14 protein-coding genes are annotated in these 14,483 nt (G+C 70.7%); 7 read left to right on the top strand and 7 right to left on the bottom strand.

Going from position 1 to position 14,483, the window contains the following annotated elements; genetic code table 11:
- Positions 1–313: 313 nt before the first annotated feature.
- From KME78_RS08425 to KME78_RS08410, 4 genes are all read right to left on the bottom strand, one after another.
- Complete coding sequence (locus KME78_RS08425; RefSeq protein WP_219528241.1) at positions 314–1,099, bottom strand: ABC transporter ATP-binding protein; 786 nt, start codon at positions 1,097–1,099, stop codon at positions 314–316.
- A complete protein-coding gene (locus KME78_RS08420) occupies positions 1,089–2,201 on the bottom strand; it encodes a FecCD family ABC transporter permease (RefSeq protein WP_219528240.1) in 1,113 nt (370 codons plus the stop codon). The genes KME78_RS08425 and KME78_RS08420 overlap by 11 nt, the downstream gene beginning before the upstream one ends.
- Positions 2,194–3,276: an ABC transporter substrate-binding protein gene (locus KME78_RS08415; RefSeq protein ID WP_219528239.1), complete on the bottom strand. Its 1,083-nt coding sequence runs from the start codon at positions 3,274–3,276 to the stop codon at positions 2,194–2,196. Before KME78_RS08415 ends, KME78_RS08420 begins: the two co-directional genes overlap by 8 nt.
- 297 nt (positions 3,277–3,573) lie before the next feature.
- Positions 3,574–4,179, bottom strand: a complete 606-nt coding sequence (locus KME78_RS08410; protein WP_219528238.1) for a hypothetical protein — start codon at positions 4,177–4,179, stop codon at positions 3,574–3,576.
- 200 nt (positions 4,180–4,379) lie between these two features.
- On the opposite strand from KME78_RS08410, the gene KME78_RS08405 reads away from it, so the two are divergent.
- The 5 genes from KME78_RS08405 (at position 4,380) to KME78_RS08385 (ending at position 9,786) form a co-directional block, all read left to right on the top strand.
- Complete coding sequence (locus tag KME78_RS08405) at positions 4,380–4,952, top strand: hypothetical protein (protein ID WP_219528237.1); 573 nt, start codon at positions 4,380–4,382, stop codon at positions 4,950–4,952.
- A gap of 145 nt (positions 4,953–5,097) precedes the next feature.
- Entirely contained in the window at positions 5,098–6,480 is a 1,383-nt protein-coding gene (locus KME78_RS08400; protein ID WP_219528236.1) for a PepSY-associated TM helix domain-containing protein, read from the top strand.
- 92 nt (positions 6,481–6,572) lie between these two features.
- On the top strand, positions 6,573–7,814 hold the full coding sequence (locus tag KME78_RS08395) for an MFS transporter (RefSeq protein ID WP_219528234.1): 1,242 nt from the start codon (positions 6,573–6,575) through the stop codon (positions 7,812–7,814).
- On the top strand, positions 7,811–9,103 hold the full coding sequence (locus KME78_RS08390; protein WP_219528233.1) for a hydroxyacid-oxoacid transhydrogenase: 1,293 nt from the start codon (positions 7,811–7,813) through the stop codon (positions 9,101–9,103). The genes KME78_RS08395 and KME78_RS08390 overlap by 4 nt, the downstream gene beginning before the upstream one ends.
- A gap of 23 nt (positions 9,104–9,126) precedes the next feature.
- Positions 9,127–9,786 carry a methyltransferase domain-containing protein gene (locus KME78_RS08385; protein WP_219528232.1) on the top strand — a complete coding sequence of 220 codons (660 nt, stop codon included), beginning with the start codon at positions 9,127–9,129 and terminating at the stop codon, positions 9,784–9,786.
- Positions 9,787–9,811: 25 nt separating this feature from the next.
- On the opposite strand, the gene KME78_RS08380 is transcribed toward KME78_RS08385, so the two are convergent.
- Entirely contained in the window at positions 9,812–11,044 is a 1,233-nt protein-coding gene (locus KME78_RS08380) for an alkyl sulfatase dimerization domain-containing protein (RefSeq protein WP_219528231.1), read from the bottom strand.
- A 118-nt stretch (positions 11,045–11,162) separates the two neighbouring features.
- On the opposite strand from KME78_RS08380, the gene KME78_RS08375 reads away from it, so the two are divergent.
- Positions 11,163–11,717 (top strand): EF-hand domain-containing protein, encoded by a 555-nt coding sequence (locus tag KME78_RS08375; RefSeq protein WP_219528230.1) that lies wholly within the window; start codon positions 11,163–11,165, stop codon positions 11,715–11,717.
- Positions 11,718–11,766: 49 nt separating this feature from the next.
- On the opposite strand, the gene KME78_RS08370 is transcribed toward KME78_RS08375, so the two are convergent.
- Both KME78_RS08370 and KME78_RS08365 read right to left on the bottom strand, forming a co-directional pair.
- Positions 11,767–12,321: an alpha/beta fold hydrolase gene (locus KME78_RS08370; protein WP_372454892.1), complete on the bottom strand. Its 555-nt coding sequence runs from the start codon at positions 12,319–12,321 to the stop codon at positions 11,767–11,769.
- Between the two features lie 96 nt (positions 12,322–12,417).
- A complete protein-coding gene (locus KME78_RS08365; RefSeq protein ID WP_219528227.1) occupies positions 12,418–13,116 on the bottom strand; it encodes a hypothetical protein in 699 nt (232 codons plus the stop codon).
- Between the two features lie 212 nt (positions 13,117–13,328).
- Between KME78_RS08365 and KME78_RS08360 the strand changes: the two genes are divergently transcribed.
- Positions 13,329–14,477, top strand: coding sequence for a sensor histidine kinase (locus KME78_RS08360; protein ID WP_219528226.1), 1,149 nt, complete (start codon positions 13,329–13,331; stop codon positions 14,475–14,477).
- Positions 14,478–14,483 lie beyond the last annotated feature (6 nt).

The following is a 14,483-nucleotide window of genomic DNA, read 5'->3' as shown; positions in this document are numbered from 1 at the left end:
TGCTTGGTCCGCCGGGCCGGGCGGGCGCCGCCTGGCCCGAGATCCGCCTGTTTCAGGGCGGTGAGGCGCACCGGCTCCTGGCGGCCAGGTCTTCACCCGCCCGCCCTGGGCCGAGCCGTCCAGCTTGCGCAACTTGCGGTCGATCCGGCCCGCGCAGGCCGCGCAGGTCATGCCGCCGATGGAGAGTTCCGTCGTCACGGCAGGTGGAGATCGGGAGCATCGGGGGTGAGGTAGACCTCCGGGCAGCCGCAGCCGCAGCCGTTGCCGCAGTCACGGCACAGGATGGCGAGCGGGCTGAGTTCGCAGTTCATGATTACCTCTCTTGGTCGGTCATGCTCGGTGAAGCGACGGCGATGTGTGGTCGTCCGGTGATGGGATGCGGTCCGACGTGCGCTCGGACGCCGAAGACCTCCTCGATGAAGGCAGGCGTCAGCACCTCCAGCGGAGGGCCGTGCCCGGCGACGTGGCCGTCGCGGAGTACGACGATCTGGTCGGCGTACGCGGCGGCCTGGTCGAGGTCGTGCAGAGCGGCCAGCAGGGTCAGACCCAGGGAGCGGATGAGATCCAGCAGGAGCAGCTGGGATCCCACGTCCAGGTGATTGGTCGGTTCGTCGAGTACCAGCAGCGGCGCCTCCTGCGCCAGCGCGCGGGCGAGCAGGACGCGTTGCCGCTCTCCGCCCGACAGGGTGGTCATCAGCCGGTCGGCGGCCCAGTCCATGCCGACCCGTTCCAGCGCGGTGATGACCACCGCGCGATCGGCCGAGGTCTCCCGGTCGAGCAGCCGTTTGTGGCTGTGGCGACCGGCCGCGACGACCTCGGCGACGGAGAATCCCTCGCCGACCTGGCTGTGCTGGGGAAGGACGGCGCGGTGGCGGGCGGCCTGGCGAGGCCGCATCCGCCACAGGTCCTGCCCGTCCAGCCGGACGACGCCGCCCGAGGGACGCAGTGCTCGGTAGACGGTACGCAGCAGCGTGGACTTGCCGCTGCCGTTGGGCCCGACCAGCGCGACGAACTCGCCCGGCCCGGCGGTCAGGTCGACACCGTGCACGATGGGGCGCGCGTCGATATGGGCACTGACACCGGCGAGGTCAAGCCGCATCGGCGCCTCCGCTCGCACGGCGGCGCAGCAGCCACAGGAAGAACGGTACGCCGAGCCCGGTGGTGAAGATCCCGACCGGCAGCTCGTTGGGCCGGTCGGCGGTCCGGGCGGCCAGGTCGACCAGCACCAGGAACAGCGCGCCGGACAGCAGGGATACCGGCAGCACGCGGCGGTGGTCGGCGCCGACGACGAACCGGACCATGTGCGGGATCATCAGCCCGATGAAGCCGATGCCGCCGACGACGCTGACCACGGTGGCCGTGAGCAGTGACCCGATCACCAGCAGCCCGATCCGCAGGGTGGCCACCGGCACGCCGATGGCGATGGCGGCTTCCTCGCCGGCCAGCAACGCGTTGAGCGCGCGGGCCTGCAGCGACAACCACGCCATGCAGGAGACGATGAGCAACGCGGGCACGCCCAGGTCGGTCCAGGCCGCGCCGGCGACGCTGCCCATGAGCCAGAACATCATGCCCTGCAGCTCCGTCGGGTTGAGCTGGAGCTGCACGAAGGTGGTGGCCGCGGTGCACAGGTAGCCGATGGCCACGCCGGTCAGCACCAGCCAGGAGTCCAGCAACCGCCCGGCGCGCTGGGCCAGGACGTAGACCAGCAGCGCCGACAGCATCGCGGCGGCGAAGGCGGCACCGGTGACGCCGAGCGCGCCGGTCAGACCGGCCAGTGCGGTGCCGCCGAGCGCGGGCACCAGCACGGCTCCGAGCGAGGCCGCCGAGGACACGCCGAGGACATAGGGGTCGGCGAGCGGGTTGCGAACCAGGGCCTGCAGGGCGACCCCGGCCACCGAGAGGGCGGCTCCGGCGAGCGCGGCCAGCAGGGCCCGGGGCGTACGGATCTCCCAGACGACCTGGCTGAGCAGCGGGTCGGCCTGCGCGCCCCGTCCGGTCAGGTGCGCCCAGACCACCCCCCAGACCTGGCCGAGGGGCAGGTTGACCGAGCCGATGGAGATGCCGGCCACCAGGCCCGCGACCAGCGCGACGGCCAGGGCGGCCAGCAGCATTCCGGTCGCGGGCCCGGACACCAGGTGCGGGCGCCGGGAGCTGCCTGGCGCGGATACGGCTTGCGGTGTGGAGGTCAGGGTGTCAGTCACCGGGGTGGACCACCTTGGAGATCTTCTCCACGGCCCCGGCGTTGAGCGGGCCGAGGTAGACGCCGTCGGAGACCACCGTGTAGGTCTTGGACTTGGCCGCGGCCCAGTTCGGGTAGGCGGCGAACAGCTTGGCCGCCTCCGCGTCCCCCTTCTCCTGCGGCGTGAACAGCCCGACCACCAGCACGTCCACCTCGGCGGTCGCGAGCTGTTCCTTGTTGAGGGTGCGGGTCGCGTCCGCGGTCTGGCCGGCGAAGGCATTGACCCCGCCGGCGGCCTTGATCACGTCGTCGTAGATGCCGCCGGTCATGACGGCCGGCAGGCCGTTGGCGTTCATCATCGCCATGCCGGGGTAGGCGATGAGCACCTTCTTGGCAGGCAGGTTCGACACGCGCGTGCGTACGGCCTCGACGCGGGCGCGCAGCTCGCCGATGAGATCGAGCGCGCGTCGCTGGACGTCGAACACCCGCCCGAGCAGGCCGATGAACTCCAGCGACGAGTTGATCGACTGGTTGCGGTAGGCGACCTTCTCCTGCTCGGTCGCCTCCGGCTTGCCCATCGCGCAGTTGACCGGGTTGACCAGCGAGGTGATCCCGGCCGCGGCGAGCTGCTCGCGGGTGGCGAAACCGGTCTTGGCGTCGAACCCGCCGGACCAGGTGGACACCACCAGGTCGGGCTTGAGCTTGAGGACCTGCTCGGCGGGGACGTCGAAGTTCTTGTTCATCGTGAGCCCGCCGGTCGGCAGCGCCTTGATCTTGCCGATCATGGATGGGTCGTCGGAAACGCCGTAGCTCTGGGCGTTGGCCAGGATGTTCTGCTCCAGGCCGAGCATGATGAAGCTCTCCACCTCGCCCACGCTGGTGCCGTTGAGGATCAGCACCCGCTGGGGCGGCTTCTGGAAGGTGACCTTCATGCCGCAGTTGTCGAAGGACAGGGGATAGCTGGTCGAGCCGGCAGGAGCGGCGGCCGCGGTGGCGACAACGGCGGCTTCGCCGGAGCCACCGCAACCGGTGGCGCTCAAGGCGACGAGCGCGGACACCGCGAGGGCCAGAGGACGGCGCGAACGACAAGGGTTCATGGGTACGTGTGCTCTCTTTGGGTTGATTCCGAAGGTGCGCACGCCTCAGCCGACCATGGTGGTGACTGATGTGGCGGCGACCGGCTTGCCGTCGGAGGAACCGCAGGTGGTGCCGATAGTCATGGCGAGGACCGCCGGCAAAGGAGCCGTACGGCGCGCGCCAGGGCAGAAGTCCGGCCCCTGGACAGGCGAAACAGCGCCAAGTCCAGGAAGCACGTGGAGAAGCGCGGTCCTTACCGCACGCTTGAGGGCTGCCCCTGAGAAGCCGGCGCGGACGACCGGCACATGATCATCGGATCACAGGACCACTGCGGGTCCGGCCTGCCCTTCAGGGGGTCCCCGGAGCACGAGGGCGTATCTCAGGAACAGCCGGATGCGCGCGGTCTCGTCCTCGCGCGCATGCACGATCGCTCGCGGTCCGGCGAAGATCCACCCGGCCACCATGAAGAACAAGACCAGGAGCGGGCGCAGCACCCGTCCGGCCAACTGCCGGACCAGGGCGCAAAGGCCCGCTTCCACCCACCGCAGCCAGACGGAGGTGAGCAGCACACTCGCCGCGTGCACGAGGAGCATCCCCACACCCGAGGAATCGGTCTGCAGATGGCTCATCTCACCCATGCCCGGGGCGGCCGAAAGAGGTGCCGCCGCATGACGGCCGCAGCTCTGGGTGAGCAGGACATGCAAGATGACCTGCGACGAACCGGTCGCGGGCAGGATGGAGGCCAGAGTGCGTTCGCGTCCGCTGAGTGCCAGAGCCGGCAGCAGGATGAGCAGGAATCCGCTCAGCGTCGCCAGCGGGTCGAAGCAGCCGCCACCGGCCAGGTGCCCGAGCGTGGCCAAGGCGGCGCACGTAGCGGCGAAGCTCGCCGCGCGCACCCACCGCACCACAGAGAACGGACCCATCGTGGCCAGATCCTCCCACACCGCTGTCGACGTCTATGGATCAGGTGACTCTCGCCAGGTTGAAACGGCTCGGTGCGTGCATGGCCGTCTGTAGAGAGGGATACGCGGCCGGTGGTCGCCTGGTTCAGCCTGTGGTGACTGCCTTCAGGCCAAGGTGCTCGCGGGCCGGAGCCGAGTTCGGCGTATGGCACTATTGCCGGGTGCATGTCGGCCGACCTCTCCTGCGCGCCTTGCGGGCCGCCGTGTTCGCGGCGGCTTGCGTGCTGGTCTCGGCGGCCCTGCACGTGCTGGCCGGAGGCACGGTCGTGCGGCTGACGGCCATAGGGGGCGCCCTGGCTCTGGCATGGTCGGGCGCGTACGTGCTCGGCGGACGCCAGCGTGGCATGAACGTGCTCCTGGGCGCCTGCTTCGCCGCCCAGTACGGCATGCACCACCTCTTCGGCGCCACCGTGCCGGACCTGCCCTCCGTGACGTCGCAGAGCCCGCACGAGCACGGTGGCGGGCTCGGGATGCTGGTGGTCCACGCGGTGGCGGCGTTCGGATCAGCCTGGTGGCTCGCCCGGGGTGACGCCGCTCTGGCGACTCTGCTGCGTCTGGCCGTCACGTCCGTCAGCGGCTTCTGTTCCGCGCTGTTCGCGCTGGCGGGTGCGCTGATCGAGATCGTCCTGCCCGGCCGAGCCCGGTCCTGGGACGACGCCGCGCCGCGCCGCTCGTCACCGTTCGCCGCGACGGTCTCCAGCCGCGGTCCTCCGATCTCCTTCTCCGTTCTCTGACCAGGCTCTGACGCCTGACCCCAAGCCGCGGCACGTCCCGCGGCCATTCCCGCGTGGCCGCCGAGGCGGCCCGCACGCGAACTGTCTCGCGAGATGCCGCATATCTGGTTGGTGCGCGCGTGCTCGCAGAACGGAGAAACACCCCATGACCTCCTCTGTCGACGTCCCATCCACGCCGGTCAAAGAGCCGGACCCGCAGCGTGGCGCGAACTGGGCGGCGCTGCGTCCGCTGGTGCTGCGGCTGCACTTCTACGCGGGGCTCCTCATCGCCCCCTTCCTCCTGGTTGCCGCGATCACCGGCCTGCTGTACGCCGCCTCGTTCCAGATCGAGAAGGTCGTCTACCAGCACGAGTTGACCGCACCGGTCGGCCAGTCCCGGCTGCCGCTGGCCCAGCAGGTCGCCGCCGCCCGTGCCGTACAGCCCCAGGCGAAGGTCAGCTCGGTTCAGCCGGCCGTGGAGGCCGACCGGACCACCAGGGTGCTGCTCGACGTGCCGGGGCTGGCGGAGAGCACCAAGCTGGCCGTCTTCGTCGATCCCTACACCGCCCAGGTACGCGGTTCGCTGGAGAGCTACGGCAGCTCCGGCGCGCTGCCCGTCCGCGCCTGGATCTCCCACCTCCACCGCCAGCTCCACCTGGGCGAGCCCGGGCGCCTCTACAGCGAGCTGGCGGCGAGCTGGTTGTGGGCGGTGGCCCTCGGCGGTCTGCTGCTGTGGGTCACCCGACGCCGCCGCGAACGCCGCCGGTTGATCCTGCCCGAGCGTGAGCTCGCGGGTTCGCGACGCATCCTCTCCTGGCACGGCTCCGTCGGCCTGTGGGTGGTACTGGGCCTGATCTTCCTGTCCGCGACCGGCCTGACCTGGTCGAAGTACGCCGGAGCGAACGTCGATGAACTGCGCTCCGCCCTCGGCTGGACGACCCCGGCGATCGCCACCTCGGGCGGAGACCACGCCGCCCACACGTCGGGCGGCCACCAGCACGGCACCACCGCCGCCATCAGCGCCGACCAGGTCGCCCAGGCGGCGGCGAGCAAGGGCCTGTCCGGCCCGCTGGAGATCGTCTGGCCGACGGAGGCCGGCGGTCCCTACCTGGTGAAGGAGATCGACAAGCAGTGGCCCGTGCGCCTGGACCAGATGGCCGTCAACGCCACCACCGGCCAGGTGAGCGGGGAACTACGCTTCGCCGACTACCCGCTGGCCGCCAAGCTGACCCGCTGGGGCATCGACGCCCACATGGGCCTGCTGTTCGGCCTGGTGAACCAGATCCTGCTCATGGGGGTGGCCGCCGGGCTCATCACGCTGATCGTGCTGGGCTATCGCATGTGGTGGCGGCGCCGCCCCACCCGCGGTCTCGCCGTACCGCCCGCACGCGGCGCCTGGCGGCACGTGAACCGGGTGATGCTGGGCGCCTTGGCGCTGGTCGCCGCGGGCGTAGGCGTCTTCCTGCCGCTGATGGGCGTCTCCCTGATCGCGTTTCTCGTGCTCGATGTCCTTCTGGGACGGCGCTCCCAGGTCATGAGGTCACGTTAGCGGTCACGACATTTCCGCGAATATATTGCTATTGCAAGTATTGTGCAGGAAGCTGGCGTGGTCCTTACGTTCGCGGGACGCGGAGCTCCTCAATGCCTCACCTGATGTCGGATGCCGGACCACAGCGGGTCCTGGCCGCCGCCAACTTCGTCTACACCCTTGGCAGCGGCCTCTACCTGACCGCCGGGGTCCTGTATTTCACCGAGGGAGTCCACCTTCAGGCCGGCCAGGTGGGTCTGGGGCTCGGCATCGCCGGTCTCGTCTCGCTGGCCTTGGGCATCGCCATAGGTCATCTCGCGGACAAGTACGGGGCGCGCGGTGTGTACGCGATCACGCTCGTCGTCCAGGCCCTGGCGACGGCCGGTTTCCTGCTGGCTGACAGCTTCTGGCCGTTCCTCCTTGCCGTGTGCACGGCCACCGGTGCGAAGGCGGCCGGGCTGGCCGCACGTAGTCCGCTCATCCGGCACTACGGTGGCGACCGGCCCCAGGAGTTCCGCGCGTACCTCCGCGCCGTCACCAACGTCGGTGTCTCCTTCGGTGCCCTGCTGGCCGGTTGGGCCGTCCAGGCGGACACTCTCATGGCGTACCGGTTGCTCGTGGTGGGCAATGCCGTCGCCTTCGCCGCTTCCGCGGTGATCCTGGTGCGCCTGCCACCGGTCCCGCCCGGGCCCGTCGTCCGGGGGCCACGCTGGATCGCCCTGCGGGATCGGCCCTACCTGCTGCTCACCGGGCTCGACGGCATCATGGCCGTCCAGTTCAAGGTGCTGACCGTGGCCATACCCCTTTGGCTGGTGGGAGCCACCGCCGCACCGCGCTGGCTCGTGTCGGGGACCATGCTGATCAGCACCGTCATGGTGGTCGCGCTCCAGGTACGAGCCAGCCGCGGCATCGATTCCCCGCTGGCCGGCGGGGGCGCCTATCGCCGGGCAGGCGTGGCCTTCCTCATCTCCTGCTCGCTGATCCCGTTGTCCGCCGGAATCCCGGGATGGGCCGCGGCGGCGCTGCTCATCGTCGCCGTGGTGATCCATACGATCGGCGAGCTGTGGCACTCCGCCGCGGGCTTCGAGGTGTCCTTCGCCCTCGCGCCGGCGCACGCCACCGGCCAGTACCTGGGCGTGTTCGGCCTGGGCGCCGGGCTGGCCGAAGGTCTCGGCCCCGCCCTGCTCATCGCGCTCTGCATCACGTGGGGTGCCCCTGGCTGGTACGTCGTCGGCGGGCTGTTCGCCCTGACCGGCCTGGCGGCACCACTCGCCGTCCGCTGGGCGGAGCGACAGCGGCATAGCCGCCGTCCACCTGCTCGTGATGTGCCAGGACGGGTAAGGGGACCAGCATGACGACCACGCCTCCGGTCAACCCCGAGACCGTCTTCACCTACGGCGCGCCCCAGCTGAAGTTCGGCAACGGCGCCGCCGGCGAGATCGGCTTCGACCTCAGCGGGTACGACGGCGTCCGGCGCGTCCTGATCGTCACCGATCACGGCGTCGCCGCCACCGGCACCCCGCAGCGAATCGCCGATCAGATCCGCGGCCACGGCATCGCCGCCCAGGTCTACGACGAGGTCCACGTCGAACCGACCGACGCCAGCCTCGACGCCGCCATCGCGCAGGCCCGCGCCACCGGCCCCTGGGACGCGATCGTCGGCGTCGGCGGCGGGTCCAGCATCGACACCGCCAAGGCGATCAACCTGATGCTCACCAACCCCGGCGAGCTGATGGACTACGTCAACGCCCCGGTCGGGCTGGGCAGCGCCCCGGTCAATCCGCTCAAACCGCTCATCGCCGTACCCACGACCACCGGAACCGGCGCCGAGAGCACCACCATCTGCGTGCTCGACGTGCTGACACTCAAGGTCAAGACCGGCATCAGCCACGCCAGGCTGCGCCCCACGCTCGCCGTCGTGGACCCCGACCTGACGCTGACCCAGCCCGCGCAGGTGACCGCCTCAGCCGGCATGGACATCCTCTGCCACGCGGTCGAGAGCTACACCGCCCGCTGGTACACCGGCGGCGAGCGTAAACGCCCCGAGCAGCGCGTGCCCTACTGCGGCGCGAACCCGATCTCCGACATGTGGGCAGAGCAGGCCATGCGGCTGCTGTCCCGGTCGTTCCGGCGCGCCGTGCGGCACGGCGACGACGAGGCGGCCCGCGGCGAGATGGCCCTGGCCGCGACGTTCGCCGGGATGGGCTTCGGCAACGCCGGCGTGCACATCCCGCACGCCAACGCCTACCCCATCGCCGGACAGGTACGCGACTTCCACCCGAAGGGGTATCCCGGGCACGAGCCGATGGTCCCGCACGGGATGTCGGTCGCGCTCACGGCGCCGGAGGCGTTCAGGTTCACCTTCCAGGCGGCGCCGGAACGCCACCTGCGCGCCGCACGGCTGCTCGCCCCGGACCGGCGGGAACCGGCTGCGGCGGCCGAGTTCCTGCCGTCCGTCCTCATCGACCTCATGCGCGACATCGGCCTGCCCAACGGGATCGGCGCCGTCGGGTACGGCACGGGCGACATAGACGCACTCGTCGAAGGGACGATGAGACAGCAGCGCCTGCTCGCGACCGCTCCGCTGCCGGTGACCGAGGATGACGTGGCAGGCATCTTCGCCCGCTCGATCGAACTGTGGTGACTGTGGCTCACGCGGACATGATCATGTCGTCTCGTTCCTTCCTCGAATACCGGGCCATGTTCGCGCTCGACGACCGTGACCTGGACGGCGTCAGCCTCGACTGCGCCGGGGGCGCCTCCGGCTTCGTCGCCGAGGCCGGAGCGATGGGCGTCCGGGCGCTGGCGGCCGACCCGCTTTACGCGCATGGCGCCGCCGTGCTCGCCGAGCGTCTGTCGGGCGACCTGGAGCAGGGCAACGCCATGATCAGCGCGAACGCCGACCGGTTCGTCTGGGGATGGTACGGCTCGGCCGAACGCCGCCGGGAGATGCGGCTGCGCGCCAGGAGCGCGTTCGTCGCCGACATCCACCGGCGGCCCGGCGCGTACCTCGCCGCCCGCCTGCCCCACCTCCCGCTGGCCGATGGCAGCGTGGACCTGGTGCTCTGCTCACACCTGCTGTTCACCTGGGCCGACCGGCTGGATCAGGAATGGCACCGGGCGGCGATCATGGAGATGAGCCGGGTCAGCCGGCGCGAGGTGCGGATCTTCCCGCTGGTCCGCATGGGCGACGGCGAGCCGGTCCCGTTTCTCGACGCGCTCCGAGCGGACTTGCGGGCCGAAGGGCTGAGGTGCGCGGTCCGCGAGGTCCCGTACGAGTTCCAGCGCGGCGCCCGCCACATGCTGACCGTCGCCAAGCGCCACTGACCTTGCCCCAGCCTGGGGAACAACCTCACGAGCGCTGCCTGGACTCCGCGGCGGCCCAGGCGAAGATGCCCTTCGCCATGAGGGACAGCTCGCCGGCCGCCCTGGCGGAGAAGACCTCCGCGCGTACGCGATGCACCCCCGCGTCGTCCGGCGCCGCCAGGGCGGCCATTTCCGCCAGGTGCCCGGCCAGTCGCTCGTCGCCTTCGGAAAGGGCCTTGAGCGCCGCGTCCGCGAGGGCTCGCGCCCCGCCCGCGAGTTCCGCCACCGATTTCGCCAGCACCGCCTCGGGGGCGGGCTTCAGCTGGGCCGGGTTGCCGTCGTACCAGCCACCGTAGAGGCGCCACAGATTGCGTACGACGAATTCCGGCTCGTCGTACCGTGCCCGCAGATAGGGCCGGTCGGCGAGATGCCCCGGCGCCTTCACGGAGTGGACGATCTCGTCGAGCCGCGCGCCCGCGTTGAGCAGTTCCAGGGTCTGCGTGATGAGCGACTCCAGCCATTCGGCCGTTTCCAGCAACGCCTGCTGGATGCGGTCGCGGCCGAAGATCGGGGCGCCGTGACCGGGAAGCATGATGTCGGCGTCCATGGCGGCCATCCGGCGCAACGCGTGCACCCATTCCCGGGGATAGCGCTGCGCCTTCTGCGGGTTGCCGCAGTTGGGCGTCACCCAGATGAACAGGTCCCCGGGCAGCAGCAGTTTGTGCTCGCGTACGTAGCCGATGGTCCCGTCGTCGGTCTCGCCCTTGGCGTGCACGAGGTCGAACGTGAGCCCGCCACGCCGCACGGTCAGCGCGTCTGTGTAGGTCACGTCCGGACGGCGGTAGTCGGTGGGCCAGCGGAGCCCGGGGGCCTGGAACTGCCGCTGGTTGATCACCGAGTTGTAGCCATTCGTCAAGACGTAACGCTCGAACCGATCGACCACCGCTTGATGGGCGTAAATCGTGGCCGACGGCCCCGATTCCTCGAACGGCCCCGTCCCGAAGACGTGATCGATGTGCCCGTGCGAGTAGAACGCGGCGGTCAGCGGAGCCCGGGTCCAGGCCCGGACGTCCTCGTGTAATTGCGCCGCCGAGAACGAGCCGCCGGTGTCGAACAGCACCAACTCGCCCTCGGTCTCGAACGCGGTCACGTTGCCGAACCCCGGCCACCAGCCGAGACCCTCGGTGATCGGCTGTACGCCCTTGCCCTGCATGCCCGCGTCCACGACGCTGTCGTCCGATTCGCCGCGCCACACGCGTTCGGCGTACTCGATAATCATGGGGCAACCCTGCTTCTAGAACCCGATTCTAGGCAAGGGCGAATTTCAACGGTTGCTTAAAGTAGTCGTATAGGTACTGTAGGTAGCGACAGTGCTGGCAGGCGTTCAGGAGGCAGCTGTGTCCCAGGAACTGGTCGAGGCCAACATCGCCGGCGTCTTCGCGGTCTTCGACAGCGACGGCGACGGCCACATCAGCGAGTCGGACTTCACCGCGCGGGCCGGGCATCTCTGCGCCGCCCTGGCGCCAGAGGCCGGCTCCCCCCACCACGACGCCCTTCGGTCCGCCTTCGCCGCCTGGTGGGAGCAGATCCGCGACGACATCGACAGCGACGGCGACGGCAGGGTGAGCAGGGAGGAGTTCGTCGCGGCGATGCTCTCGGGCGCGGGCCGCGATCCACGCTTCCTCGCGGTGACCGACCGGGCGACCGCTGCCGTCTTCGACGCCGCCGACAGCGACGGGGACGGCACCATCTCACGCGCGGAGTTCGCCCGCTTCTACCACGCTGTGGAGATCCCCGACGAAGCCATCTCGATCGCCTTCGACAAGCTGGACACCGACGGCGATGGCACGATCTCCCGCCAGGAGCTCATCGAGGGCACGCAGGCGCTGCTGACCAGTTCGGATCCGGCCGAGCCGGGGACCTGGTTGGTGGGTAAGACGCCGGCGCACTGATCGGCGCGACCTCCCGCCGGCTCGCCCGTCCTCGGTTACGGGCGAGCCGCTACCTCAGGGAGGCGAGCCAGTCGCTGAGGATCTCGTTGACCTCCTCGGGGCGCTCCTGCTGAATCCAGTGACCGCAGCCGTCGAGGATGTGCGAGGAGACCAGGCCCGGCAGGGTGACGGGATACGCCTTGATGGCGTCGGCCAGCCACGTGGTGGAGGCGTCCAGCGCCCCGCCGATGAACAGGGACGGCTGGGTGATGGGGGAGCCGTCGAAACCGGCGAGGTCTTCCCAGTCCCGGTCCATGTTCCGATAGCGGTTGAGCGCCCCGCTCATGCCGGTCCGCTCGAACTCCGCGGCATAGACATCGAGGTCGTCCTCACTGAGCCACGCGGGCAGCCGGTCGATGGGGAAGCGGTCGCGCAGCGTCCCGCCCGGGGACACGAAGGCGGCCAGCACCGGCAACTGGTGGCGCCAGGAGTACCAGGACTCGGGGAACCCATGGACCAAGAGCACCAGCGGCCCGGAGCCCTGCTCCACCAGGTGGATGCGGCCGGTGCCGGACAAGACCAGACGATGTGTCGTCTCCGCGACCGGATCATGCCGTGCCATCAATCCTCCAAAGCTCCGGGGGTGCCGACGGCACCCCCGCCAAGCATCCGGCGGACGGTGGGAGCATCACGAATCGCGTTGCCGTATCGGCAAACCCGGTCACACCGGGGCGGCCGCGGCGCGCTCGCGCTGGAAGACGCGCACGCCGGCCACCCCGAGGGGCAGGTACAGCGCGGCGAACGCGGTGCCGATCACATACGTCAGGTCGACCGGGATGAACATCATCGCGACGAAGGCGCCGAGATAGACCGCGGTCAGCCACCAGCCCACGACACCCGCCCGGGCGAGCCCGGCGCACAGGGCGAGCAGGCCCAGGAAGGCGAACATCTCGGTCCCGCTCCACAGGGGCATGAACGCCGACCCGTCCACGGTGTCGGAGATCCGCACCGCGACGTCCATCGGGAGCTGCTGCCCGGTGACCATCCGCCACCAGTCGTCGCGCACCGCCCCGGACACGTTCAGCAGTCCAAGTGCGGTGGCCAGCACGCCGAACGCCACCGGCCACCGGCCCTTACGGCCGCGGACCAGCCCGGGCACCGCCAGCGCGCCGAGGGCGCCGACGATCAGGCCGTAGTGCAGCAGGATCGCCGACAGCTCCGTCAGGAACGAGTCGCGGGCCAGCGAGGTGACGTAGTCGATCGTCGAGTCCGAGTCCTGGGGCGGGCACGCCATCATGCCGGCGAACATCAGCAGCGGGCTGCCGATCAGGGCGGTGCCGCCGGCGCGCCGCAGGAACCGGCTCGTCCGGTCGGCGCCCTCGGGGAGCACATCAGGGGCGGTGTGGGTGAGGGGGGCCATGTCGTACCTCCGGGTCGCTGGGGTGGATCGTTGCGGTGAGAACTCTTCCGCCGCGGCACCCTGTGGCGCGTCAGCCATCGCGCACCGTGCTCGATCCCCGATCCGGCGGACGGCAGTCCGGCCGGGTCCGCCGAACGGTGGACCCCGCGGCCTGCGGTGGTCCGCCATCCGGGGGAGTCGGCCGACGGCGCGCCTGGTTACGATCGGTGGCCATGACGATGACCCGGCTGAGGGACGTCCGCCTCATCCCCCTGGTCGCCGGCCCGCTGATCGGTTTCCTGGCCGTGATGGAGACACGGCTCGACGACTTCTTCGGCGCCGGCGCCACCGCCACCTGGATCTGGGGCGTCCTGCTGGGGGCCGGGGTGGTGGTCGCGTCCTGGTACCCGCTGGCCGGTACGGTCATCGCGGCCGCCTGCCTGCCGATCCCCGTGGTCGCGTTCGACGCGCCGGGAGTCGGTGGCGCGGCGATGATCGGGCTGATCGGGGTGGTGGCGTGGGCCGGCTGGCGCGAGCCGCCCCGGCGCTCGGCCCTGGCGTTCTGCGCGGCGGCCCTGTCCTTCGCGAGCGCCCAGATGGTCGCCGGCCTGTCGCTGTGGGAGCTGTTCTTCATCCCGGCGATCCTGCTGCCCGGCCTGGGCATGGGGCTGCTCGCCCGCCGCAGCGGCGAGCGGGCGGCCAAGCTCGTCGAACTGGCCGCCGCTCTCGACGCGGAACGCGAGGCGAACGCCCAGGCCGCGGTCGCGCAGGAGCGTACGCGCATCGCACGGGAGGTGCACGACGCGGTCGCGCACTCGGTCAGCGTGATGACCCTGCAACTGGGCGGCCTGCGCCGGGTGCTCGACGGACGCCCGGCCGAGCAGGAGATCGTGGCCGGGCTGGAGCGTCTCGGCCGGCAGACGGTGGAGGAGATGCGCGGTCTGGTCGGCATCCTGCGTGAGCACGTCGACGGCGAACGGCCGGCCCCGGCGCCATCACTGGCCCGCGTCGGCGAGCTGATCGCGGATGTCCGCGCCGCCGGCCTGAAGGTGACCCTGGATTCCCCCGCCGAGCCGCCCCGGCTGCCGCCGGTCCTGGATCTCACCGCGTACCGGGTGCTTCAGGAAGCTCTGACGAACGTGCTGCGCCACGCCGGAGAGGTGCCGACCGCGGTCACCATCGGCTACACCGACCAGGCCCTCACCCTTGAGGTACGCAACGAGCCCGGACCAGCGGCGCGTCGAGTCCCTGGGCGTGGCGGCCACGGGCTGGTCGGCATGCGTGAACGGCTGGCGATGGTGCAGGGAAACCTGCACGCCGCTGCGGAGCCGGACGGCGGGTTCGCGGTCCGCGCCCGGTTCCCCATTCCTCGCACATGGTAGGAAAAG

Source organism: Nonomuraea guangzhouensis (assembly GCF_019396345.1).
In the GTDB taxonomy this organism is placed as follows: domain Bacteria; phylum Actinomycetota; class Actinomycetes; order Streptosporangiales; family Streptosporangiaceae; genus Nonomuraea; species Nonomuraea guangzhouensis.
The sequence above is the reverse complement of the archived record's forward strand: the minus strand, read 5'-3'. Positions and strand labels throughout refer to the sequence as shown.